Consider the following 23,057-nt stretch of genomic DNA (forward strand, 5'->3'; position numbering starts at 1 on the left):
TCAGAGGTCCTCGCGGAACATCTGGGCCGCTTCGATTGCCCAGTAGGTCAAAACGAGATCGGCACCGGCACGCACGATCGAGGTCAGGGACTCTCCGATGCACCGTCGGCGATCGATCCAACCGTTGGCGGCAGCGGCCTCGAGCATGGCGTATTCTCCAGAGACCTGGTAAGCGGCAACCGGTACCTGCGACACCTCGGCGACATCGGACAACACGTCGAGGTAGTGGGAGGCGGGCTTCACCATGACCAGATCGGCTCCCTCGGCGAGGTCGAGAAGGGTTTCGCGTAGGCCTTCCCGGCGGTTCGATGGATCCTGCTGGTAAGCTTTGCGATCACCCTTAAGGGAACAGTCTACGGCGTCCCGGAAGGGGCCAAAGAAGGCTGAAGCGTACTTAGCTGAATAGGCCATGATGGACACGTCGGTGAATCCCTCGCGATCCAGAGCATCGCGAATGACAGCGATCTGACCGTCCATCATCCCCGACGGGGAGACCATGTGGGCTCCGGCGCGCGCTTGGGAGACCGCCATCGCGGCATATAGCGGCACGGTGGAGTCATTATCGACGCGACCATCAGGGGTCAGAGCTCCGCAATGTCCATGTTCGGTGAACTCGTCTAGACAGGTGTCGGCACAGATCACCAGATCGTCGCCGACGGCCTCGCGCACAGCAGAGATGCCGGCGTTGAGGATGCCTTTCGGGTCCCAGGCCTGAGAACCGATCTCGTCTTTATGTTCCGGGATACCAAACAGGTCAATACCACCGATACCGGCCTCGGCAGCTTGGGTGGCGAGCTCTTTAATCGACTCGGTGGAGTGCTGAAATTGGCCGGGCAGGCTGGTGATCTCGACGGGGGAATCGACCCCCCCCTTGACGAACGCCGGCAGTATCAACTGGGCGGGGACGACGCGGGTTTCGGCGACCATTCGGCGCATCGCAGGAGTGGTGCGTAGTCGACGCGGACGAGAAACAGGACGCAGCCCCTCGGGCAATGGCTTGACCCCAGCCATGCGGGGATCACTGGCATCAGGCAGGTACGGGTTCATGATCAACTTCCTTCGCGAACGGCCGTCGGTCAGGCGACCAAGGACTCAACCGCCTCAAGGACGGCTTCAGGAGTAGGGGAGGAGGCCACCGCATGCGCTGGGTGACCGAGCTCCTCGAGTGTTCTTGCAGTGGGCTTGCCGAGGGCGACGAGCTTCTGATGACGCCATCCCAGCGGCTCCACCAGCTCGACGAGGGCACGTCCCACCGAGGAGGCAGTGACGACGCCGACCCCGACAGACGGCCACGACTGGGCGATGACCTCAGGTAGTTTCTCGACGGCAGCGGTGGTGTAGACCTCCAATCGGTTCACCGTGCAGCCGATCTTCGTTAGTCCCAGCGGTACGGTGTCGGCGGCCAACTGGGACGTTGGTAGGAGGATGCTGGCGGTTCCGCCTGGCCACTCGGCGACCAGACCAGCGCCGCTGTGATCGTCGGGGACGAAGTCGACGTCAATCCCACGTGTGCGCAGCGCAGCGGAGGTAGCGACACCGACCGCGGCTACTTTGATGTTGGGATTCGGCAACGGGGTAGGGAGCAGTCCGACGGTGGTCTTCGAGGTGACGACCAGCCAGTCGGCATGCCACAGGTCAGGGGTAGTGAGCCCCTCTGCGTCCGGCAAGGTGACGGTGCGCGTCAGCGCTGTGTGGATCACTCCATAACCGGCCTGCTTCAAAGTCGTCACGAATTTGTCGTGGGAGTCGTCGCGGGGAACGACAACCGGGGGCTTGACGAGATCGGCAGGGTTTGTGGTCATCGAGTGCTTCCTGAAGCTTTGAGATCTGCAACGTCGGCGGCACCATCGTCCAGCAACTCCTCGGCAGCCGTCACCCCCAGCGTATGCGCCGCAGCCAGTGCTGAATCCACCTCCGCGGGTAATTCGACGCTGACCTGTTCCCGAATGATGCGGGAGCCATCGACAGTAGCTACGACAACATCCAGAGTTAACACTTGTGGGGAACTTCCCGAAACTGGCTTGAGCTGAGCCAATGCTCCGATGGGGGCAGCGCACCCCGCCTCCAGATGGGAGAGCACCGCACGTTCCGCAGTGGCGGCCAGCCTGGTTCTGCGGTCGTCAATCCGTGCCAACGCCTTGGCGAGCTTGCCATGACGCGAATCAGCGGTCCGGCATTCGACGGCTAGCGCTCCCTGGGCAGGGGCAGGCAGCACTACCGACGGGTCGAGGAACTCAGTGACGGTGCCGCTATGACCCAGTCGAGCTAGTCCAGAGGCCGCGAGCACGACGGCGTCGAGGTCCTCCTTGCCACCACCTTTGGCGTAGTGGCCGAGTCCCTTGACACGACCCAGCCGGGTGTCGACGTTTCCACGGATGTCGACGATCGTCAGGTCTGGTCTGACCGCCAACAACTGTGCGGCCCGACGTGGCGAGCCCGTTCCGACGCTAGCTTCCTGCGGGAGGTCGTGAAGGGTGAGCCCATCACGGGCCACCAAAGCGTCACGCGGGTCTGCTCGAGCTGGAACGGCACCGATCGCCAGGCCCAGCGGACGTCCTGTCGGTAGGTCCTTGAATGAGTGGACGGCAATGTCGGCTTCTCCCTTGAGGAGGGTCGCACGGATCGCCGAGGCGAAGACCCCGATTCCTCCCATCGCCGCTAACGAGGCCGTCGAGGTGTCCCCGTGAGTAGTGATCGTCGTCAGATCGACGTCCAGCCCCTCCGATCTGAGCAGCCTCGCAACCATCTCTGATTGAGTAGTAGCCAGAGTGCTGGCACGGGTTCCCAGACGGATCGCAGACATATTGCCTATTGTGGCACTCAGTACCGACGCCGATTCAGTCTGCCATCAGACAAGTTGACGGACAGTTCGGCGGGCCTGCGCCACCAGAGCGGCAATGCCCGAACCCGATGCCCACGCCCCGACTAAGCCAATTCGCCCCCGTCCAGACTGGTTCAATGCCTCTAGCTGGCGGTGCAGACCGTCGCGCCATGCTCGGGTCTGTGGAGTTGTCGGTGCGAGGGAACCTGTCCAGTGAATGATCTGGGAGTCTACGACCTGCTCCGCCGAGAGATCGACACCGAGTAGGACGGAGGCGTCCGCTAGCGCCTGGTCGATGCTCAAAGAGACATTCGTTTCACCGGATCGACCATAGGAAACCCGTAGCAAGTGGAGACCTTCGGGACATGATTCTCTCAAGCTGGGCCACTTCGCCGACATGTGGGTAAGTGCCTTGGCAGTAACGGTGGTCGTTCCGGGCGCCACCAGCATGCCGTTTCCGCGTGGGCTGGAGTCTAGCTCGGGTGCCTGCAAGGCGAGATTGACGTGGCCGATCGGCGCGCCTGGCGCCATCTCGGGTCCAACGGTCTCGATGACATTGCTGAGCAGTTTTGTGGCAGGTCCAGCCGAACAGGCTACGACGACCCGAGGGGTCAGGAAGAAACGACTCTCGCCGTTGGTGACGGGGGGCAAAGATGGATCCGGATTGCGAGAGGTTCCAGCGGTCTCCACGAGCCACTGATCTTCGTGGCGGGTTAGTCCGCGAGCTCCTACTCGGGTCATGGTCGTCGCGCCGGCCTGTTCTGCCTGACGACGCAGCTCGGCCGGCATGATGAACATGCCACCGGCTACCGACGCGACTGCGGGCCCCGCTGGCATCCGTGAGCGGCACAGCGCAACTCCCGCGGCTAGCGATCCGGTGGCCTGGGCGGCAGCCCTCAGACCGGGGGAGACGACGTCGGCTGACAGTAGATGTGGATCGGCGGCGTGGATTCCCCCGGCGATTGGGGTGACGAGACGCCGCAGTACTTCTGGACCCATCCGGGAGGCCACGAGCGTACCCAGGTCGCGAGGAAGATCCTCAGGCATGGGCGCGCGATCGAGCTCAGCGGCGCGAGCAGCCTTTTCCGCTCCCAGAGCGATGACGACGGCTGGGTCCGACAAATTCGCCGGGATGCCAAGAATGGCATTATCGGGCATCGCGAAGCAGGCGTCATCGAAGTACACCCAAGACGGGGCGATGGTCGGCTTCTCAACCGTCAACCCCAACTCGGTGGCCAGTTCAGCGGTGTCTGGTAGACGGACCGCCCACCCCTCGGCCCCGATGTCGTAGCTGACTCCGGCCAGCGTCGACCTGGCAATCAGCCCACCAGTGTACCCGCGGGATTCGACAAGTACCGGGTGCAGACCCTCCTGGGTGAACTGCCAGGCGGCCACGAGGCCAGCCATGCCCCCGCCAATGACGACGGCGTCGACGTGCTGCGGATCAGAAATGTTCATTGTCGCTACTCGGTTCACAGGGAGTGCACCAGCTCCACCAGCCGTGTCAAGACGTTGGGGTCGGTGTTGGAGGGCACGCCGTGACCCAGATTGACGACGTGTCCAGGGGCCTGACGTCCTGCCGTGACGATATCGCGGGTGGCGGTTTCCAGCGGTTCCCATCCGGCGAAGAGCAAGGCGGGATCGATGTTGCCCTGAACCGGCATCTCCATCCCGGAGACCATAAGAGTGGCGCAGGCCTCATCGAGGCTAATCCGGTGGTCGACACCAAGTACTGGGTACCGTGACGCAGTAGCTGCCACCTGCGCAAACTCAGACAGCAGATGGGTGGCATTGACGCCAAAGTGAACCACCGGGATGTTCGGATCGACGGTAGCCAGAGCCCGCTGAGAGAACGGTGCGACGCTGGCTCGATAATCGCTCGCGCCCAGCGACCCAGCCCAGGAATCAAAGAGCTGGATGGCACGCGCCCCGCCGCGCAGCTGAGCAGCCAGGAAGGCAGCATCCAAGTCGGCAACCCACTCCATGAGCCTTGCCCAGGTCTGTGGGTCTGAGTGCATCATCGCCCGGGCAGACAGATGGTCGCGGGAGGGGCCGCCCTCGACGAGGTAGGCGGCGATAGTAAACGGGGCACCCGCGAAACCGATGAGCGGTGTGACGTCGCCTAACTCGGTGATCGCCAGGCGTGCAGCCTCCTCGATAGCCGAGGGGTCCTCGACATGACGTCGAGTAATGCGGTCAACGTCGGAGGCAGTGCGGACGGGCTCGTCGAGAACGGGCCCGACTCCTGGCTCAATGCGCACCTCTGCCCCCGCCAGGGCTAGCGGCACCATGATGTCGGAGTAGAGAACGGCCCCGTCGACGTGGTGGCGGCGCACAGGTTGGCAGGTAATCTCGGCGGCGAGCTCAGGGTTGAGGCAAGACTCGAGCATCGTGGTGCCCTCTCGGGCTTCGCGGTACTCCGGTAGCGAACGGCCTGCTTGGCGCATAAACCACACCGGGGCGACGGTAGGGCGGTGCCCAGTCATGGCTTGCAGAAGCGGTGAATCTGCCGTGAAGGTAGTGGTCTCAGTCATCACCCCCGATTGTGCCCCACCACGTGCGGATGCCGCCCATGGGACGATTATTGGGCGAGTTATGAGCTTCGTATGTACTGGTGGTTCGTCGTTACAGCATGGTTGAATAACGCTTCGTGGGATTGTGTGTCTTGACCGTGGATCATGCCGAGCAGGGGCTTGGCGTCGTTTCCGAGGCGGCCGCGCAGGTTGACGGACTTGGCCTGGCATTGACCGATCATCCCCAGATCCGGGGCGCCCTTGTGCTGTCAACGTGCAACCGGGTGTGCCTGATCGTTGAAACCTCCCCTGAAGCCGTCGCGCAAGGGTTCGACGAGGCCGCGTTACGCAGGTGCATTGCCGATCACGGAGCAAACGTGTTAGCCGAATCTGCCCAGCTCGTCTGTGAGAACGACGCCGTTTGGCGTTTGTTCCGGGTGGCTGCGGGCATGGAGTCGATGGTTTTTGGGGAACGTGAGGTCGCCGGACAGATGAAGCGTGCTCTCAGTGAGGCGCGCCGTGAACAGACCGTCTCCTACACCATTGGTCACGTCGTTGAGGAAGCTCTCAAGACGTCACGTCATGTCGCTACCGAGACTGCGTTGGCTGCTGAGGGACGCACCGTTGTCGCGGTCGGGCTTGATCTCGTTGCCCAGCGGATGGGCTTGGATGGCGCTCGGGTGCTCGTTATGGGGACTGGCTCCTATGCCGGTGCGTCGTGCGCCCAGCTGAGTTCTCGGGGGGTCGCCGAGATTCAAGTCCATTCAGCCTCCGGACGTGCCGCCGGATTTGCTCGACGCCACCGGGTCAGTGAGGCTCTCGACATCGACGCCGTGCTGGCACAAGCTGATCTTGTCGTCACCTGCCGTGGGTCGGGGGTTCCTGCGTTGTCGGCTGAGGCTGCTCGGCGCGCGGTCGATGCTCGAAGGGGCCGAGATCTCATGGTGCTCGATTTAGCAATCAGTGGGGACGTTGAGGAGCCTGTCCCCGCTGGGGTAGAGGTCATCGACCTTGAGACGATCCGGCAGGCTGTTCCCGCCTCTGCGGAAGCTGAGCGGGCCGCCGCCGAACACATCATCGCTACGGGAGTCCGTCACTTTGCCGTAGACCTCGAACGTCGTCGGATGGCCCCGGCTGTCGTCGCTCTGCGCGACGTCATTTCAGATCTCGTTACTGCTGAACTGGAGCGTCTGCCCGAAGAAGGCTCGGTCCCTGTCGATGAGGTAGCGGCGTCCCTTCGACGGCTCGCTGCGTCTATGGCGCACATCCCGTCGGCTCGAGCCAGGATGGCCTCTGAGCAGGGCTTGGGCGATCGCTGGCTTAACTCATTGTCGGATGTATTGGGGATCGACGTGGACATCGCGGCACCCGTCATTGACATGTCCAGCTTCGCCAATGCTGACTGCATGACGTGTCCGGTTACCGGCCTGCGGGTGGAGGACCTTGCCGCAGATGCGGCACCCCGAGGTGAGGAGAGGACATCGTGACCGCTAACCCCTACGCTGCCCCCACGGACCCGTTGGCCCCTTATGGCGCCGTGCTTGTCGTTTCTTTTGGCGGTCCGCGTTCCCCCGAAGAGGTCATGCCTTTTCTGAGAAGGGTCTCCCACGGTCGCATCCCTGAAGAACGCTTGGCTGATGTCGCCCGGCACTATGACCGTTTCGGCGGTGTTAGCCCGATTAACGATGCGACGGACGTTTTCGTCAACGCGATTGGGAATGAACTGCGCCGTCACGGAGTACGAGTTCCAGTGCTGTTAGGGAACCGCAACGGTACCCCCTTCCTTGAGGAAGCGCTGACTGACATGCACGCGCACGGGGTACGTCGGGTGTTAGCGGTTGTCACCTCTGCCTACGCCAGTTACTCCGGGTGCCGTCAGTATCGCGAGGAGATCGCGACTGCTCTGGCTCACGTCGGTATCACCGATATGCAGGTCGACAAGGTACCCCCCTTCAACGAGGCGCCGGGATTCATTCGCGCTAACGCGGAAGCTCTGATGCAGGCGTTTATGCGGATCCCACCTACTCCTCTCGAAGCTACCCGCGTCGTTTTCGTCACTCACTCCATCCCTGACTCTATGCAGGACGCATCCGGCGCTGGGCAGCCGGGAACGGACTACATTTCCCAGCACAAAGCGGTTTGTGAGAAGGTCGCCGGCCAGGTGCGTCAGGTTTTCGGGAATATGCCGCAGTGGGACTTGGCCTACTGCTCGAGGTCGGGGCGTCCCAACGACCCGTGGCTTGAACCGGACATTATCGATCACCTCCGCAATCTTCCCGAGCAGGGCGTGCAGTCTGTTGTCGTCGCTCCAATTGGCTTCGTTGCTGACCACATGGAGGTCGTTAATGACCTTGATTACGAGGCCGCCGAGGCAGCCAAGGTGTCCGGGCTCGCCTTCACGCGGGCGGCGACCGCTGGCACCCATCCCGCCTTTATCGCTGATCTCGCCGGGCTCATCTTGTCCCAGGCCGCGGCGGCTCGTGGTGAGGGTGGCAATCTAACGTCGTGGCCGGCTCCCTGCGCCGCTGGCTGTTGCCGACGCTACCCGGACGCTGAGGACATTCCAACCGTCTCCGGTAGTGATGTCGAGTCTGTAGCTGCCGGTGCCGATGTAGTCGATGCTGAACCAGGAGGTGCGGTTTTTGTGCCCAGCGGCTCAGCGAGTGCAGTCGATCGCCCGGGGCCAGAGGCGGTCGAACTGGAGACTCCTCCTTCCCCCTACAACCCGTTGACTAAGGAGACCCCCATGTCTGACCATTCGAGTGCTGATTCGGTGATTGAGGGACCACGCGACGACGAAGTTCCCGCCGGCTCCTACACCGCACCGACCGATCCCCGCGACACCCCGGTCATTCCCGAGGAGGTCAACGCCTCCAGCAAATGGGCGATGTACTCGGTATTCCGCGTCGCGACCGCGCTTCCTGCCGAGGATGACGAGCGTCGCCGCCTTGTTGAGGGTTCCGACGAGTGGGCGGGACACTCCGGTGTCGACACTCGTGGATGGTACGACTTGTCAGGCCTGCGCGCTAACGCCGACCTGCTGGTGTGGTGGGTTAGCGACGATCCGGCGGTGCTGCAGGACGCCTACCATCGTTTCCGCGCATCTGGGCTGGGGCGCCACCTTGAACCGGTGTGGTCGAACGTAGGAGTTCATCGTCCTGCGGAGTTCAACAAGTCTCACCTGCCCTCATGCTTCGCCGGCATCGCCCCGAGGCGTTGGGCTGCGTTTTACCCCTTCATTCGCTCCAAGGAGTGGTACCTCCTTCCGGCGGCTGATCGTTCCCGCATGCTGCGCGAACACGGTATCGTTGGCGCAGCCAGCTCCGACGTCAAGGCGTCGACGTTGGCGGCATTCGCGCTCGGGGACTACGAGTGGATTCTCGCCTTGGAGGGTGACGACCTCGCCCGTGTTGTTGATGTCATGAAGGACCTTCGTTACGTTGAAGCCCGTCGTTATGTCGACGTGGATACCCCCTTCTTTACCGGCGAGCGCGTTTCTCCGGTGGTGTGGGCCGACCGCCAGATGAGAGCCTGATGACGCCATTGCGTGGTCTGACTGACCCAGTGGGGCCAGAATCTCCGCAAATATATTGGGTGCGCCGACTGGTGTTGTTGATTGCCGCGGTCGTCGTCGTGGCGTTGGTCATTGCCGGAATTGCCAAGCTGGTAGGGGGGTCGAAAGAGTCGGCTGCTCCGGCGGCTTCGTCGTTCACTCCGGACCCGTCGTGGACGGACACTGCGTGGGCGTCGGCGACTCCTTCAGCAAGTTCATCCGCAGTGAGCCCAAGTAGGTCTGCGCCCCGGACGAAATCCCCATCGCCGTCGGCCTCAGCATCGACTCCGCCGCCGTCGTCAGCGATGTGTGAGGGTTCGCAGCTGTCGGTGAAGGTAACCGGAGATACCAAAAAGCCCCATGTGGGTGACACCGAAACTTTCACCGTAGAGGTGAGAAGCTCAACTAGTTGCCACTGGGACACTCAGAAGGTGAAACAGACCCTCACCGTCACGTCTGGGTCGGATCGCATCTGGTCGACCGATGATTGCGGTTCCTGGGGGCCGAAGGGCGTGCACGAGATCAAGCCCCAAAACCCCTGGACCTACAAAGTCTCATGGCCGACGAAGCGCTCTACGGGTAAGTGCAAGCTGTCTCAGGAGTCCCTAGGTGCGGGGTACTATGTCGCCACTGTCAATATCGGTGGTGGCCCCAGCGGCCGCTTCGTTATGCGGATGGGTGCCTGAGCCCTGCCGACATACGTGTCAATGCATATGCGGATCTAATGAAGGTGATGGGTGCGCTGATCGCCTTCAAAGATCGACTCCAACCCCTGGCGAATTTCACGGGCCCGTCTGAGGCCGACCCCCTTAATATCGCTAAGTTCGGAGGTGGATGCCGACACTAGGCTTTGCAGATCGTTGAAGTGGTCGATAATCCGCTGGATTGTGCGTGACGACAGGTCCGTCATGAGTGTCAGCTGTCGATGACCGCGTGCCCGAATGGGGGAGTCCAGCGGATGTTCAGCAGGACCGAGGTTGATGGTCTCGGCCACCTTGGTCACGTTGAGCAGATCTTCCCAGGACAGTTTCTGTAATCCGGACAGGGAAAACCCGCCAGGGGCGACGGAATTGGGGCGATAGTCATCAGTGAGCAACCGGCCTAGGTCTTCTACGCCTAGGGATAGTTCGTTGCGTTGTAACTGGACAAGGCGTCCCTCCACACCCAGAGCAGAGACATATCCACGGACCTCGACATCGATACGACGCCACATTTCGACCCGCTGGGCGACAGCGGCGACGTCACGCACCTGAACTTGGTCGCGAATCTCTAAGGTGGTGAGGTTTTCGGCCTCGTCGACCAGACGTCCTCGGTAGCTTGCCAGGGTGGCAAGGGCCTGATTGGCCCGAGCGAGCAACTGTTCAGGCCTCTCGATCAGGTACCGACGGCCGCTAAGGAAGAGCGACATCACTGACATCGACGCCGAGACGACTACCACCGGCGCACCGGTTTGTTGGGAGAGCCGATCTGCCGTGCGGTGACGGGTACCAGTCTCCAACGTGGGCAGGCTACCGTCGGGGACAAAGTGGACCGCGGCTGCTTTGATGCGCTCGTGATCACTCGAGACCACTAGCCCCCCGTCCATCTTGGATAGCTCGCGCAGGGCCTGCGGGGTGAGCCTGACGTCAAGGGGGAATCCGCCGGAACAAACCCCGTTGATCTCTGGCCCATCACCGAGCACGATGAGACCACCAGTGCGTCCGTTAACGATGCGATCTAGTCCTTCCCGGATAGGCGTGCCAGGGGCCAAGAGGGCCATTAGATGGCGCACCTGTTCCGCCTGCATCTCCCGGGACGTCTCGGGATCGGGCTGGACGTCGTTCATGAGTCGACTTTAGTTCGCTGTGCCGCGGTTCTCACCTCAGATGTCCTTACTATCACTGGTTTACTTTCCGCTGTCGGCGCAGGTTAAGCACCGAAAGAGCTTCGGCTACACTCCCGACTTCGATGACGTGCAACCCGTGCATCGTCGGGATCTTGGTATGTGCCTCCCGAGAGTTGCGTGGTACCACTGCCAGGTCGAACCCCAACCGTGCCGCCTCGCCCACTCGTCTCTCTAGCCCTGGAACGCGGCGCAAATCTCCCGCCAGACCGACTTCTCCGAGAGCAACGACTCGGGTCGGGAAATTGGTATCAAGAACGGCGGAGGCGACCGCGACCGCGATCGCTAGGTCGGCTGACGGGTCGGACACCCGGGCGCCACCCACCGTCGAGACGTAGACGTCTCGGTTGCTCAATGGCAAACCTGCTTTACGTTCCAGCACGGCCAGAATCATGGCCACCCGACCGCCCTCGACCCCATGAGTGGTGCGACGCGGGTATTTCTCGGAAGCTGACGGAGCTACCAACGCCTGCACCTCTGAGAGTAGGGGACGGCGTCCCTCCATCGTCACCGTCACACAGGTGCCCGGCTGGGGATCGGCGTTGTCTGAGGTGAATAGGCCAGACGGGTCCGGAACTTCCATGATTCCGACGTCGGTCATCTCGAAGCAGCCCACCTCGTCGGCTGGGCCGTAGCGGTTCTTCGTGGCACGGACCATTCGGAATCCGGAATGGCGGTCACCCTCGAAGTTGAGAACAACGTCAACGAGATGTTCCATGGTGCGCGGGCCAGCGATCGACCCTTCTTTGGTGACATGGCCGACGATGATGACTGCCATCCCGCGTCTCTTCGCCACCCGTACCAGGGCCCCGGTGACCTCCCTCACCTGTGAAACGCCGCCGGGGGAGCCGTCAGCCTGGCTGGTGCCAACCGTTTGCACGGAGTCCAACACCATGAGGGAGGGCTCGGTTTGCTCGATATGTCCAAGCACCGTACCTAAATCGGTCTCAGAAGCTAGGTAGAGTTCGTCGGCTAGCGACTTCGTGCGACCAGCCCGCAGCCTTACCTGGGCAGCCGACTCCTCCCCAGTGACGTAAAGGGTGCGCCTGCCTGCTTTAGCCCACTTGGCCGCAACGTCGAGCAACAGGGTCGACTTTCCGACTCCTGGCTCTCCGGCGAGCAAAACCACGACCCCAGGCACTAGACCACCACCCAATACCCGGTCGAGTTCGCTGATCCCGGTGAGATGACGGTTAGCGGCTTGTTCACTGACTTGGCCGATGGGCACAGCCTTCGACGTGGGCGTCGACGAGGTGACCTCGGTGAGCTTCGGTGCCCCCTTCTCAACTACCGAACCCCAGGTTTGACACTCGCCGCATCGGCCAACCCATTTGGTCGTCGTCCAGCCACACTCGGTGCATACCCACGTCGGAGTCTGCGTCTTCCTCGCCATGGCGCTTACCCTGCCAGCAGGAACCGACAGGTTCGACGACGACGGTGTTCCACGCTGTGTTTCGGTCAGCCCACCGGCGGGTAATGCGGCCACCACATGGCATCTTGCACTGCCTGGACGATGTTGCTGGGCTTTTTGGTGGCGATGCCTTCCTCGATGGCAGCATGCACGACCGCCACTGCAACGGTGGCCGAGGAGGCACGTAGGTTCTCCACTGCCGGCAGCAGGGATGACCCAGCCGGACGTGGGTCAACTTGGGAGGCCACCGCTTCGGCGGCGGCACGGATCATGCGGGCGCTCACCCGTTCGGCTCCCGAGACGATGACCCCTAGCCCCAAGCCCGGGTAGAGGAGGGCGTTATTGCCCTGCCCAATCTCGTAACGGGTGCCTTCATAGTGGAAGGGCGCTACTGGAATTCCAACGGAAACCAGAGCTTTCCCCTTTGACCACGCAATAACGTCGGCAGGCATCGCCTCGATCTTCTCAGTCGGATTCGACAACGGCATGATGATGGGGCGCTCGACCTCTTGGCACATTTCCTCGACGACTTGCTGGGTAAAAGCGTCGTGGTCAGTGGAGGTTCCGATGAGGATCGTTGGGTGAACTCGTCGGATCGTCTCGATAAGACCAATGTGTCGATTCGTGTGAGCCCAATGACGAGTTTTCTCAACCGGCTTAGCGTAGGGCTCTTGGTAGTCGGGTAGGCCCTCCATGTCGTCAGTGACCAGGCCATTGCGGTCGATGAGACAAATCCGATCGATTGCCTCCTGCTGGCTTAATCCGTCACTCATCATGGCTGCGCGGATTTGGTCAGCAATTCCGGTGCCAGCGGTACCTGCCCCGTATACGAGCAGGCGCTGATCTGCGAAGGATTGCCGGGTTACCTTGAGCCCAGAGATGACGGCTGCCAACACGATGGCTGCCGTGCCTTGCATGTCGTCATTAAAAATGCGGTGGTTTGCGGCATTCTGTACCAGGATGCGACGAGCATTAGAAGCGCCGAAGTCCTCGAAATGTAACAGTGCGTGTGGGTACAGCTCGCTTGCGACTTCGAGGTACTCATGGATCAACTCGTCGTAGCGTTCCCCGCGCACCCTGGCGTGACGATTGCCAAGATAAGACGGGTCGTTGAGCAAATATGCGTTGTCGGTGCCGACGTCCAAATTGACGGCAATGGTGCGTTCTGGCCGAATACCGGCGGCCGCAGTGTAGACGGCGAGCTTGCCGATGGAGATATCGGTTCCGTTGACGCCCCAATCTCCAATTCCCAGGATTTGTTCAGAATCGGAAACGACGAGCAAGTCGACGTCATCAGGCCCCAGCTCGAGAGTCTCGAAGGAGGGGCGGACGTCCTCGATATGGTCTACTGACAAATAGACCGCCCGGGAGCGTCGGTAGGCGTGGCTCCACTTCTTAATGGCCTCACCGACGGTGGGGTCATAGATTACCGGCAACAGCTCGACGAGGTGATCGACGAGGAGCTTGTAGTAGAGGGTCTCGTTACGGTTTTGGAGCTCCTCCAGGAAGACGTAACGATCAATATTGCAGCCCAATCCCTGAAGCTGGCGGTAACAGCGTTGGGCCTGTTGCTCCAGGGTCTCGACGGCCGCCGGAAGGCGTCCGATCATGCCGTGTTCCAACCGTTCAGCTCGGGTAAAGGCCGTCCCCCGATTCGTGATCGGGTTGGTCATGGGCTCAGGTTTTCGTGACACGGCTATCTCCCGGTGGTGGCTTCTCTTTTTACATTACCGGGAGGATCTGTCAGTGCTGAAACGTCAGATGCGAACACACCCGCGTGAGGGGGTGTTGAAGGTTACAGCGTCAATGCCAGGGTGACCGTTCGGACTGGCGAACTGGAAAGTGATTCCCTCGACTTCGTCCGGGATCGTCTCTCCCAGCCAATCCTCTACACGCTGACGCGATCCGGACATTTCGACGGAGGCCAAGGTGACGTTGCCACTCAGGCTGGAAGGCAACAGTTCGGCCGGAGAGGTCCATTTGATGAAGAAGGGTAACTGCGGGTCTGCCATCAGGCCCTTAATCCCGATTTGACGCCATTCGAGGTGACGGCCGTCTGGGAAAGTACGCCTACCGGGCACCGACTGACGTTCAAGACGCTTCTCATAAGGGGCGAGATCGTCGACGGAGACGGCCCATCCCATCCAACCGCCGCCCTGCTCTTGGCGTGCACGCACTGCCTGTCCGAAGACGGCTTTTTCTGCGGCAGGGTGGTCGAGGACCTCCACGATCTCGATGTAACGCGGGCCGGTCAGCGGCAAGATGCGATTGCGGGTGCCGAAGCTGGGATGAACTCCGCCGTTGATGAAGGAGGTCCCCAAGATTTCGCCGAGGCGAGCGGCGTCCTCATCGAGACCTGCGGGGCCAGCGGCGAACATGAGATGGTCGACGTGCATGGCAATATTGTCCCCTTTGTGCTTCCCACGATGAAATCGGCCCCCCGGTTGGCCGCCGTAATGCGGTCTAGCATCACGGTTCATTGTGACGTGGGCACAGCGCATCTGGCGCCTCCGTCACGGTATCGGCTTGGGCACGGTAGGTTGAGCACGTGCCTGACTGTTTCGGACTTTCTGAAACGACGACCACGTCTGCCTCAGTCGCCCCCCGTGTGACGTTGTCGACGACCTCGGTCTACCCTGAGTCGACCGCCGACGCCTTCGCTCGCGCTAAGGCTATCGGTTATGACGGAGTCGAGTTGATGGTCGGTATCGATCCAGTCGCCGCAGACGTTGACCGGATCGTCGATTTGTCGGCTGAGTATGGCGTCACAGTGTCGTCGATCCATGCGCCGTGTCTGCTCGTCACGCCAAATGTGTGGGGTAGTGACCCGTGGGGCAAGTTGGATAAAGCCGCCGAAGCTGCGGGACGGCTCGGCTCCAGGCTCATCGTCGTCCACCCTCCCTTCCGCTGGCAGCGCGACTATGCCGGTAGATTCGAAGAAGGCATTGCTGAACTTAACGAGAAGTACTTCCCGCTCGTCTTTGCCGTAGAAAACATGTATCCGTGGCGCACTCCAGCGGGTCGCTTTGCTGCTTATTCGCCGGGGTTTGACCCCACGAACCTCAGTTACGACCACCTCGTCTTGGACCTCTCTCATGCTGCAACCGCCCAGATGAATTCTCGTACCCTGGTTGATCTGTGGGGTTCACGATTGCGTCACATCCACCTGACGGACGGCTCTGGCACCTTTAAGGACGAGCATCTTCTACCCGGCCAGGGAAACCAGCACGCCTGGGAGGTCATCGAGCGAGCGGTAACGGGTGGATTCGACGGGGACATTGTGTTAGAGGTCAACACCCGTAAGTTCTCTGGCGAGGGTGCGGGTCAAGGTGCTCGTTTCGAAGCATTGTCTGAAACTCTGACGCAGACCAGGATGGCGGTTGATCGTGGCATCTTTGCTCGCCGATCTGGCCAGGCGTGGGAAGGGGCCCGGTAGTGACGGAGAGTCGACATGATTTCCGGGGCAGAGCTCTGCTGGCATCGGGTCGACGTCTTGCGATGCGATTGGCGATGGACCCCACGATCGCTCACAAGGTGTCCCGATCTCGAATCGCGCGTGAGATTGCTGTGACGTACGTTGCGGGGGAAGACGTCGCATCGGCGGTCGATAAGGCTGCCGATCAGGTGTCTAAGGGCTTAGACGTCAGCCTGCACCCCCTTGATCCCGATCCCGCCGACCTAATCCAGGCCCGACGAGCAATGGTCAGGCTGTGCGGGGTTATCGAGAGACTCGGCGCTGATCCGGCCTTTAATGGCCATGCTGAGGTGTCGATCAGCTTGGCGGCTCTGGGGCTGAGAGTTAGCGACGATCTGGCCCGGGACCACGCCCGACAGGTCTGCCAGGTTGCTCGCGACAACCACGTTGCTGTGACTGTGGACGACGAAGGCCCCGACATCCATGACCGCTCGCATCGCATTGTGATGGACCTGCTGAGCGAATACGAAGACACCGGCATCGTCATCCAGGCTGCACGCCACGATTCCCTCATGCAGGTTCAAGAACTGGCTGCTCCGGGACGCCGCATCAGGCTGTGCAAAGGCTCGTACACCGGCCCTCGTTCAGTTACTTTGATCCGTCCGCACGACGTCGATCTGAGAATGGCGGCTTGTCTGCGCGCCCTCATGACCGGTCCTTCGACGGTGATGTTAGCCAGCCATGATCCCGTCTTTGTGGCGCTCGGCGAGCAACTTATGGCAAGTCTGGATCGTCAGCTGGAGTTCCAAATGCTGCAAGGAATCCGTCCCTTAGAGCAGCGGAGACTGGTGGATATTGGCCATCGGATGAGGGTTTATCTGCCCTATGGCCATGACTGGTACCGGTACTGCACTCGACGAATCGTCGAGAGGCCGGGCAATATTTGGCTGTTTGGGCGATCGCTGGTGGAGAGGCGTTGATGATGCGGAATAACACGAGCACCCTCGGCCCTCGCCGGTGCCTGGATGAGAGGCCTCGTCGGGGGATGATGAGGGATCGCGCGGCGGATCGGCGCCTGCTCTGGGAGACGATATTCGTGTTGGCTGTCAGCTTGGGGCAGTCAGCGTGGTACTCAATTCTGCGGATGATCGAGCGCCTCACTCGAGGTGTGCCGATGAACCAGCAGACCTCCACGCTCAATTCCTCCGTGACTCCGGGGCGTCCGTGGCTCGATCTGCTGTATCAACTGTCTGACATCGCTTTCGGAGTCGTGCCAGCCTTGCTGGCGGTCCTCCTGCTCGTCCAGGTCAAGCCGCCACGACAGGGCGTCCGTCGCGCTTTAGGGCTGGAAGCGCCGGGATGGGGACGTGACGTCGGAGCTGGGGCGATGCTGGCCGCCATTATTGGTATCCCCGGGCTTGGTTTCTACTGGGCGGCGCATGCTCTCGGCTTCAACACCACTGTTCGGGCCGCTGACCTGCAACATGTGTGGTGGACGGCCCCGGTTCTCATCGGGCTGGCAGGGATGAACGCAGTCCTTGAGGAAACTGTCATGATCGGCTACCTCTTTACGAGGTGGCGTCAGATCGGATGGTCGACGACGATGGTTATCGTCACTTCGGCCATCATCCGCGGCACCTACCACCTCTACCAAGGCTGGGGCGGCTTCATCGGCAACATCGTCATGGGTCTATTCCTGGGCTGGGTTTTCTCTCGTCGGTGTCGGCTCTTACCCCTCATCGTGGCGCATGCCTTCCTCGACATCATCTCCTTCCTGGGATACGCCTATCTGGCTGGTCGCGTCAGCTGGTTATAAGGCAATTCGGATACTCACCGAACCTGTCGTCCCCTGCCCGTACCATGGGGGTCATGAAGCTTGGAGTCTTCGGAGCCACTGGACAGGTTGGCCGGGTGATGCGCACCCTGCTAGCCGAGCGTCATTTTCCCGCCGATGAAGTGCGGTTTTTCGCTTCCGCCCGTTCGGCTGGCCAGAAGTTGTCGTGGAATAACGGTTCGGGTGACAGCGAAGTCGTCGTTGAGGACACCGCAACGGCTGACTTTGCTGGACTTGATATTGCAATCTTTTCTGCGGGTGGCGGAACCTCCCGCGAGTTTGCCCCCCGCGTGGCGGCTGCCGGGGCTGTCGTTATCGACAACTCCTCCGCCTGGCGACGCGATCCTGACGTCCCGCTGGTTGTCAGTGAGGTCAACCCCGAAGATGTCGCTAAGCGTCCCAAAGGGATCATTGCTAACCCCAACTGCACGACGATGGCCGCAATGCCGGTACTCAAACCGCTACATGACGCTGCCGGTCTGACTCGCCTTGTCGTCGCTACGTACCAGGCTGTTTCGGGGTCTGGGGTGGCCGGAGTACGAGCCCTCACCGATCAAACCACGGCCATTGACGATCCGGCAGGTCTGGCGCTGGACGGCCGTGGTGTGCCGGTGGCGGACCTTGGGCCCTACGTCGCACCGATCGCGTTCAACGCTCTTCCGGTGGCGGGAAACTTTGTTGACGATGGCAGCGGCGAGACTGACGAGGAACAGAAACTTCGCAATGAGTCTCGCAAGATCCTTCATATTCCTGATTTGCTGGTTGCGGGGACCTGCGTGCGGATTCCGGTGTATAGCGGTCATGGGCTTGTCGTCCATGCTGAGTTCCGTGAGAGCCTCAGCCCTGAGAAGGCCACTGAGCTATTGACGCAGGCTCCTGGAGTCAAGGTCGTCGACGTCCCCGATCCTCGGTCGGCAGCCGGAATTGACCCTTCGTTGGTTGGTCGTATTCGTGCTGACCAGTCCGCACCGGCTGGCAAAGGTCTGGTGTTTTTCTGCGCTGCGGACAATTTGCGCAAGGGGGCGGCCCTCAACGCGGTGCAGCTCGCTGAGCTGGTGGCTGCCGAATGAGCGGGAAGATTGCCGTCCTGGGCTGTGGAACGATGGCTGGGGCGCTTGTTGGTGGACTCATTGACGCTGGACAAATTAAGGCTGAGGACGTCGTGGCGACCGCGCGATCGGCGTCCCATCGCGACGAAATCGCCAACACTTTGGGTGTGACCACGAGCGGTGACAACACCACAGCTGTACGGGACGCCGACCTCGTCATCCTCGGCGTCAAGCCTTACGCGGCCGTTGACGTGCTGGAAGAAGTCTCGGGCGCTCTGAAAGCTGATGCGGTCGTTGTCTCCATCGCCGCCGGTGTCACTACTGAGAAGTTGCTCATGGCATGGCAGGGAAAGATCGTCCGTGTTATGCCAAACACCCCAGTTCGGGTGGGCAAAGGGGCGTTCATTGTGAGTTCCGCTCCCGGCTCCGAGGACGCGGCTAAAAAGGTGGGTGACCTGCTCGAATCGGTAGGAGTCGTCGTCACTGTGCCCGAGGAGCTGCATAATGCTGCCACAGCCGTGTCGGGATCGGGTCCGGCGTACGTTTTCTTGGTAGCAGAGGCCATGATCGATGCTGCCGTTGCGCTGGGTGTGCCGCGCGACCAGGCTAGCCAACTTACCGTAGCGACGTTAGCCGGTTCGGCTGAGTTGTTGGCAGGAGGCGAGCACCCTGCGGTCCTGCGATCCGAGGTGACGAGCCCGGGTGGTACCACTGCGGCTGCCGTAGCCGCATTGGAGGCCGGAGGTGTGCGCTCCGCTTTCGCCGATGCGATGACGGCATGTCGGGACCGCGCCGCTGGCCTGTCCTGATGGGTTGGCGCGGCAATTTTGGATCCCATGGTCGACACAGCGTAAAGTACCCCTTTGTCCGCCTTGTCGGTGGGCCAAGAACTTCGCACCTACCTGGGTGCACCAAGCTTTCAGTTTCAACGAAAGAGGTTGACCGTGGGATCCGTGATCAAAAAGCGTCGCAAGCGCATGGCGAAGAAGAAGCACCGCAAGTTGCTCAAGAAGACGCGCATCCAGCGTCGTCGCGCCGGCAAGTGACACTTCGGGCGGTTGTGACATGTGGCGGCATCAACATGGCATGGCTGCCCTCCGCAGCGGTGAATTACGGCCCCTCGACCCGCCGGTCGAGGGGCGCGTCATTATTGTCACCCGACAGGGCTGTCATTTGTGCGATGAGGTCGTCGGCCTCGTTGCACGTTTGAGACAGGAACATCGCGATCTCGTGCCTGAACCGATGATCGTTGACGTCGATGCCAATGAGGACCTTCGCTCCCGCTGGGGCGATCATGTCCCGGTAATTTTCGTTGATGGCACGCTTATCTCCTATTGGACCCTTGACGCTGACACCTTCCTGTCAGCCTTACGTGATGGCCCCTCGCTCCCAGCAGTGTTGCCCTGATAGCCGGGACGTCCAGTTGACGGGCAGGTTTGCGCCTTTCCTCACAGACCAGCACTATTGACCTCGATGCCCGATGCCGGAGCACACCGCCTGGCATGACGACAGACACCGGAAGGACTCCAGATGACTGACGAGGCTCACCAGCCGACGCCGCAGCCGGCCGGTGATCTGGGCACTGCGTCGTCTCAGGCCAGGGTGCAGTTTGTGGGTACCGGACCAGGAGATCCGAATCTGTTGACCCTTGGAGCTGTTGACGCCATCAATCGCGCTCAGGTCATCGTCATTTCGTGCGCCGAGCACCGCATGCTGCTGGGCAGTGATTTTCTTGGGCTTCGTCCCGACGTCAGAATCGTGTTGGCGGGTGGTGTTGATGAAGAAGCCGCCGTCCTACCCAGTCAGCCAGGGACTGGCGCTCCGACTCCCGTCGACGTGGACGAGCACTGCGCTGACGTCACTGCCACCGTTATTGATGCCGCCTCCCAAGGCCTTGAAGTCGTTCGTCTCGTTTCTGGGGATCCTTTCCTTGATGGCGATATTGGCGCGGAGGCTGCCGCTGTGGCTCGCGCTGATCATGACGTCGACGTTGTTCCCGGTGTCACTGGCATGACCGCTGTCCCGGAGTACGCCGGGCTGATCTTGCATGGCCATGACGTCCAGCTCATCGGGGACGCTGCATGTCAGCGCGATATTGCTGGACATGGTTCGAACTGGTCAGATCAGGGGCTCATCGTCGTCAATACTGAGGCTGGCAAGCTTAAAGAAGTCGTCAAACACGCGATTGAATCTGGACGCGGTGAGGATGAGCCCGCGGCCCTTATCTGCCATGGCGCGACGACCCAGCAGACCACTCATACCGTCACCCTCGGTGAGTTACCACAGACCGCTAAGACAGCGCGCCTGGGTGACGCTGAGCCGGTTCACGTCGCCATCGGCAAAGTTGTCGAAGCCCCCGAACGTGAGCAGCTCGATTGGTACGAGTCCAAGCCGTTATTTGGCTGGAACATTCTCATCCCGCGCACCCGTGACCATTCCGCGACCCTGCCCTCACGACTACAGAGTTACGGTGCCCATTCCCTTGATGTTCCCACGATTTCGATGGAGCCTCCGCGTACTCCTCAGCAGATGGATAAAGCTATTCGCGGTCTTGTTGAGGGACGTTACGAGTGGGTCGTCTTTACTTCTGCCAACGCGGTACGTGCCGTTTCAGAGAAGCTAGAGCAGATCGGTCTGGACGCTCGCGCGTACTCAGGCTTGCGGATTGCCGCGATCTTCGACTCGACTATCAACGCTTTGGCTGAATGGGGTGTTCGACCCGATTTCGTGCCATCGGGCGAGCAGTCCACCCGAGCTCTGGCCGCGGTATTCCCGGCCTTTGACGAGGCCCTCGACCCCATTAACCGCGTTTTCGTGCCGCGTGCCGACATCGCCACTGAGTCCCTGTCGGCCGACCTATCTGAGCTGGGATGGGAGGTCGAAGACGTCGTCGGGTATCGCACCGTGCGAGCTGCCCCGCCGCCAGCTGAGACCCGTGAAGCCATTAAGACCGGCAAATTCGACGCCGTCGTGTTTACCTCCTCGACGACTGTGCGCAACCTCGTCGGTATTGCCGGAAAACCACATAAGCACACCGTGGTCGCCGCCGTTGGTATACGCACTGCTGAAACCTGCCGTGAGCACGGCCTGACCGTCGACGTCATCGCCCCCGAGCCGACTGCGTTGAGCTTGGCTGACGCCCTGGCAGATTTCGCTGCGAAGCGCCGTGATGACATGGTTGCCAAGGGCCTGCCGGTAGTTCGGCCCTCCCAGCGCAAGCGTCGTGGCCGTCATCCGTCACGCTGACACAGACCCATGACGTAAGGTCATGGGCAGGGCGGGGTTTGCTGCCCGCGAGGTATCGGAAAGGGAGACGATGGGCGCCACGACGACTGTCCACCTGCTGCGCCATGGTGAAGTCGATAACCCGACCGGGGTTTTGTACGGCTGTATGCCTGGGTACCACCTATCTCCGTTGGGGCGAAGGATGGCTGCCCGTGCAGCTGAGCACTTTGCCGGTGCCGAGCTATCGGCCTTGGTGAGTTCCCCTTTAGAGCGCGCCAGGGAGACGATGGCCCCCATCGCCGCGCTGCATCCTGGACTTGAGGTGCGCATCGATTCTGATGTCATTGAAGCGGCCAACGTCTTCGAAGGCCAGGTCTTTGGCAAAGGCAACAAGGCCCTGCGCAGTCTTCGTAATTGGCGCTATCTGTCGAATCCCTTGACCCCTAGCTGGGGTGAGCCTTACGTTGAGATCGCCGAGCGAATGACCCGGGCTATCATGCGAGCGGCGGAAGAGGTCCCCGCAGGCGGTCAGGCTCTCATCGTCTCCCACCAACTGCCGATTTGGATTGCGCGCTGCGCAGCCGAAGGGCGACGTCTTCCTCACGATCCGCGCTTTCGTAAATGCACCCTAGCCTCGGTCACGAGTTTTGGGGTGCTCCATGGTCGCATCGTCCGCGTTGACTATTGCGAACCGGCACGTGACCTCATTCCGGCGAAGGATCGTCGGGCCAATATTTCTGCAGGTGGTGCCCCGGAGTGAAGACTCGGCTCATCGCTACCCTTGCTACGGCGACTCTTGTGGTGACCGGAGTTTCGGCATGTTCGTCAACCTCGGCCAGTGATGACAAGGGATTCGCAGCTGGAGACGGATCCTGGTCAAAATTTCCAGCTGATAAGCGGGAGCCTGCCGCGGTCCTCACTGGGACCGATCTGAACGGTAAGAAGATCAGCACCGCTGACGCCAAGGGCAAGGTCATCGTCGTCAATGTGTGGGGATCATGGTGCGCGCCGTGCCGTCATGAGGCTCCTGCCTTGGTGAAAGCGGCTGATAGCACCAAGAACGCCGCAGCCTTTTATGGGATCAATACGCGCGATCTTGACCCTGGGCCGCCGCAGGCCTTCTCCCGAGCGTTCCATATCTCCTATCCGAGTTTTTATGACCCCGATGGGGCATTGCTGCTCAAGTTCACCGAATTGCCTCCCAAAGCGATTCCGTCCACCCTCGTCATCGATCGCAAGGGCCGCTCGGCCGCCCGATTCGTGGGAGAGGTGAGCACCGCCACCCTGGTCCAGGCGATTAATGATGTTGCCAAGGAGAGCCAGTGACGCCGCTCGACCTGGGATCGTGGGCAGC

Annotated in this window: 22 protein-coding genes; 13 read left to right on the forward strand and 9 right to left on the reverse strand. The window is 61.3% G+C overall.

The genetic code is table 11. The features are described from left to right. Genes hemB through hemE form a run of 5 tightly spaced genes read right to left on the reverse strand, consistent with a single transcriptional unit; the run spans position 1 to position 5,355 of the window. A complete protein-coding gene (gene hemB, locus LRP59_RS03560) occupies positions 1 to 1,047 on the reverse strand; it encodes a porphobilinogen synthase (RefSeq protein WP_002513025.1) in 1,047 nt (348 codons plus the stop codon). A gap of 29 nt (positions 1,048 to 1,076) precedes the next feature. Next, positions 1,077 to 1,802, reverse strand: a complete 726-nt coding sequence (locus tag LRP59_RS03565) for a uroporphyrinogen-III synthase (protein ID WP_002513026.1) — start codon at positions 1,800 to 1,802, stop codon at positions 1,077 to 1,079. Continuing rightward, a complete protein-coding gene (gene hemC / locus LRP59_RS03570; protein ID WP_002513027.1) occupies positions 1,799 to 2,803 on the reverse strand; it encodes a hydroxymethylbilane synthase in 1,005 nt (334 codons plus the stop codon). The genes LRP59_RS03565 and hemC overlap by 4 nt, the downstream gene beginning before the upstream one ends. Before the next feature lie 45 nt (positions 2,804 to 2,848). After that, positions 2,849 to 4,279, reverse strand: a complete 1,431-nt coding sequence (locus tag LRP59_RS03575) for an NAD(P)/FAD-dependent oxidoreductase (protein WP_002513028.1) — start codon at positions 4,277 to 4,279, stop codon at positions 2,849 to 2,851. A 14-nt stretch (positions 4,280 to 4,293) separates the two neighbouring features. Then, the gene (hemE, locus tag LRP59_RS03580) at positions 4,294 to 5,355 is read right to left on the reverse strand and encodes a uroporphyrinogen decarboxylase (protein ID WP_002533258.1); all 1,062 of its coding nucleotides are present in this window, start codon (positions 5,353 to 5,355) and stop codon (positions 4,294 to 4,296) included. Between the two features lie 131 nt (positions 5,356 to 5,486). Here hemE and LRP59_RS03585 point away from each other — a divergent pair, with 131 nt between their 5' ends. The 3 genes from LRP59_RS03585 to LRP59_RS03595 all read left to right on the forward strand — a co-directional run bounded on the left by LRP59_RS03585 (position 5,487) and on the right by LRP59_RS03595 (position 9,573). Continuing rightward, positions 5,487 to 6,821, forward strand: a complete 1,335-nt coding sequence (locus LRP59_RS03585; RefSeq protein ID WP_002532643.1) for a glutamyl-tRNA reductase — start codon at positions 5,487 to 5,489, stop codon at positions 6,819 to 6,821. A gap of 50 nt (positions 6,822 to 6,871) precedes the next feature. Then, positions 6,872 to 8,869, forward strand: a complete 1,998-nt coding sequence (hemQ, locus tag LRP59_RS03590; RefSeq protein WP_254935090.1) for a hydrogen peroxide-dependent heme synthase — start codon at positions 6,872 to 6,874, stop codon at positions 8,867 to 8,869. A gap of 323 nt (positions 8,870 to 9,192) precedes the next feature. Next, positions 9,193 to 9,573: a hypothetical protein gene (locus LRP59_RS03595; RefSeq protein ID WP_002521134.1), complete on the forward strand. Its 381-nt coding sequence runs from the start codon at positions 9,193 to 9,195 to the stop codon at positions 9,571 to 9,573. A gap of 35 nt (positions 9,574 to 9,608) precedes the next feature. On the opposite strand, the gene disA is transcribed toward LRP59_RS03595, so the two are convergent. The 4 genes from disA to LRP59_RS03615 all read right to left on the reverse strand — a co-directional run bounded on the left by disA (position 9,609) and on the right by LRP59_RS03615 (position 14,576). Next, on the reverse strand, positions 9,609 to 10,712 hold the full coding sequence (gene disA / locus LRP59_RS03600; RefSeq protein ID WP_002513033.1) for a DNA integrity scanning diadenylate cyclase DisA: 1,104 nt from the start codon (positions 10,710 to 10,712) through the stop codon (positions 9,609 to 9,611). Positions 10,713 to 10,764: 52 nt separating this feature from the next. After that, positions 10,765 to 12,162, reverse strand: a complete 1,398-nt coding sequence (radA, locus tag LRP59_RS03605; protein ID WP_002521135.1) for a DNA repair protein RadA — start codon at positions 12,160 to 12,162, stop codon at positions 10,765 to 10,767. A 65-nt stretch (positions 12,163 to 12,227) separates the two neighbouring features. Continuing rightward, positions 12,228 to 13,874 carry an NAD-dependent malic enzyme gene (locus LRP59_RS03610; RefSeq protein WP_148378492.1) on the reverse strand — a complete coding sequence of 549 codons (1,647 nt, stop codon included), beginning with the start codon at positions 13,872 to 13,874 and terminating at the stop codon, positions 12,228 to 12,230. A gap of 63 nt (positions 13,875 to 13,937) precedes the next feature. Beyond that, positions 13,938 to 14,576, reverse strand: a complete 639-nt coding sequence (locus tag LRP59_RS03615) for a VOC family protein (protein ID WP_002513037.1) — start codon at positions 14,574 to 14,576, stop codon at positions 13,938 to 13,940. A gap of 212 nt (positions 14,577 to 14,788) precedes the next feature. Here LRP59_RS03615 and LRP59_RS03620 point away from each other — a divergent pair, with 212 nt between their 5' ends. The 10 genes from LRP59_RS03620 (at position 14,789) to LRP59_RS03665 (ending at position 23,029) form a co-directional block, all read left to right on the forward strand. Further along, positions 14,789 to 15,616 carry a sugar phosphate isomerase/epimerase gene (locus LRP59_RS03620; protein ID WP_002521138.1) on the forward strand — a complete coding sequence of 276 codons (828 nt, stop codon included), beginning with the start codon at positions 14,789 to 14,791 and terminating at the stop codon, positions 15,614 to 15,616. Positions 15,617 to 15,678: 62 nt separating this feature from the next. Further along, complete coding sequence (locus tag LRP59_RS03625) at positions 15,679 to 16,575, forward strand: proline dehydrogenase family protein (RefSeq protein WP_002513040.1); 897 nt, start codon at positions 15,679 to 15,681, stop codon at positions 16,573 to 16,575. Positions 16,576 to 16,640: 65 nt separating this feature from the next. Then, positions 16,641 to 17,411, forward strand: a complete 771-nt coding sequence (locus LRP59_RS03630) for a CPBP family intramembrane glutamic endopeptidase (protein WP_204159038.1) — start codon at positions 16,641 to 16,643, stop codon at positions 17,409 to 17,411. Between the two features lie 44 nt (positions 17,412 to 17,455). Beyond that, complete coding sequence (locus LRP59_RS03635) at positions 17,456 to 18,499, forward strand: aspartate-semialdehyde dehydrogenase (protein ID WP_002513042.1); 1,044 nt, start codon at positions 17,456 to 17,458, stop codon at positions 18,497 to 18,499. Further along, the gene (gene proC / locus LRP59_RS03640) at positions 18,496 to 19,287 is read left to right on the forward strand and encodes a pyrroline-5-carboxylate reductase (RefSeq protein WP_002513043.1); all 792 of its coding nucleotides are present in this window, start codon (positions 18,496 to 18,498) and stop codon (positions 19,285 to 19,287) included. Before LRP59_RS03635 ends, proC begins: the two co-directional genes overlap by 4 nt. A 135-nt stretch (positions 19,288 to 19,422) precedes the next feature. Next, positions 19,423 to 19,524: a 30S ribosomal protein bS22 gene (locus LRP59_RS03645; RefSeq protein WP_002550589.1), complete on the forward strand. Its 102-nt coding sequence runs from the start codon at positions 19,423 to 19,425 to the stop codon at positions 19,522 to 19,524. A gap of 40 nt (positions 19,525 to 19,564) precedes the next feature. Continuing rightward, entirely contained in the window at positions 19,565 to 19,885 is a 321-nt protein-coding gene (locus LRP59_RS03650; protein ID WP_023269235.1) for a glutaredoxin family protein, read from the forward strand. A 123-nt stretch (positions 19,886 to 20,008) separates the two neighbouring features. Further along, positions 20,009 to 21,724 carry a uroporphyrinogen-III synthase gene (locus tag LRP59_RS03655; RefSeq protein WP_002513047.1) on the forward strand — a complete coding sequence of 572 codons (1,716 nt, stop codon included), beginning with the start codon at positions 20,009 to 20,011 and terminating at the stop codon, positions 21,722 to 21,724. Between the two features lie 22 nt (positions 21,725 to 21,746). Beyond that, positions 21,747 to 22,463: a histidine phosphatase family protein gene (locus tag LRP59_RS03660; RefSeq protein ID WP_002513048.1), complete on the forward strand. Its 717-nt coding sequence runs from the start codon at positions 21,747 to 21,749 to the stop codon at positions 22,461 to 22,463. Then, positions 22,460 to 23,029, forward strand: a complete 570-nt coding sequence (locus tag LRP59_RS03665; RefSeq protein ID WP_002513049.1) for a TlpA disulfide reductase family protein — start codon at positions 22,460 to 22,462, stop codon at positions 23,027 to 23,029. Before LRP59_RS03660 ends, LRP59_RS03665 begins: the two co-directional genes overlap by 4 nt. The last annotated feature ends 28 nt before the right edge of the window (positions 23,030 to 23,057 follow it).

It is taken from the genome of Cutibacterium sp. 37298 (assembly GCF_023838685.1).
GTDB lineage: Bacteria > Actinomycetota > Actinomycetes > Propionibacteriales > Propionibacteriaceae > Cutibacterium > Cutibacterium acnes.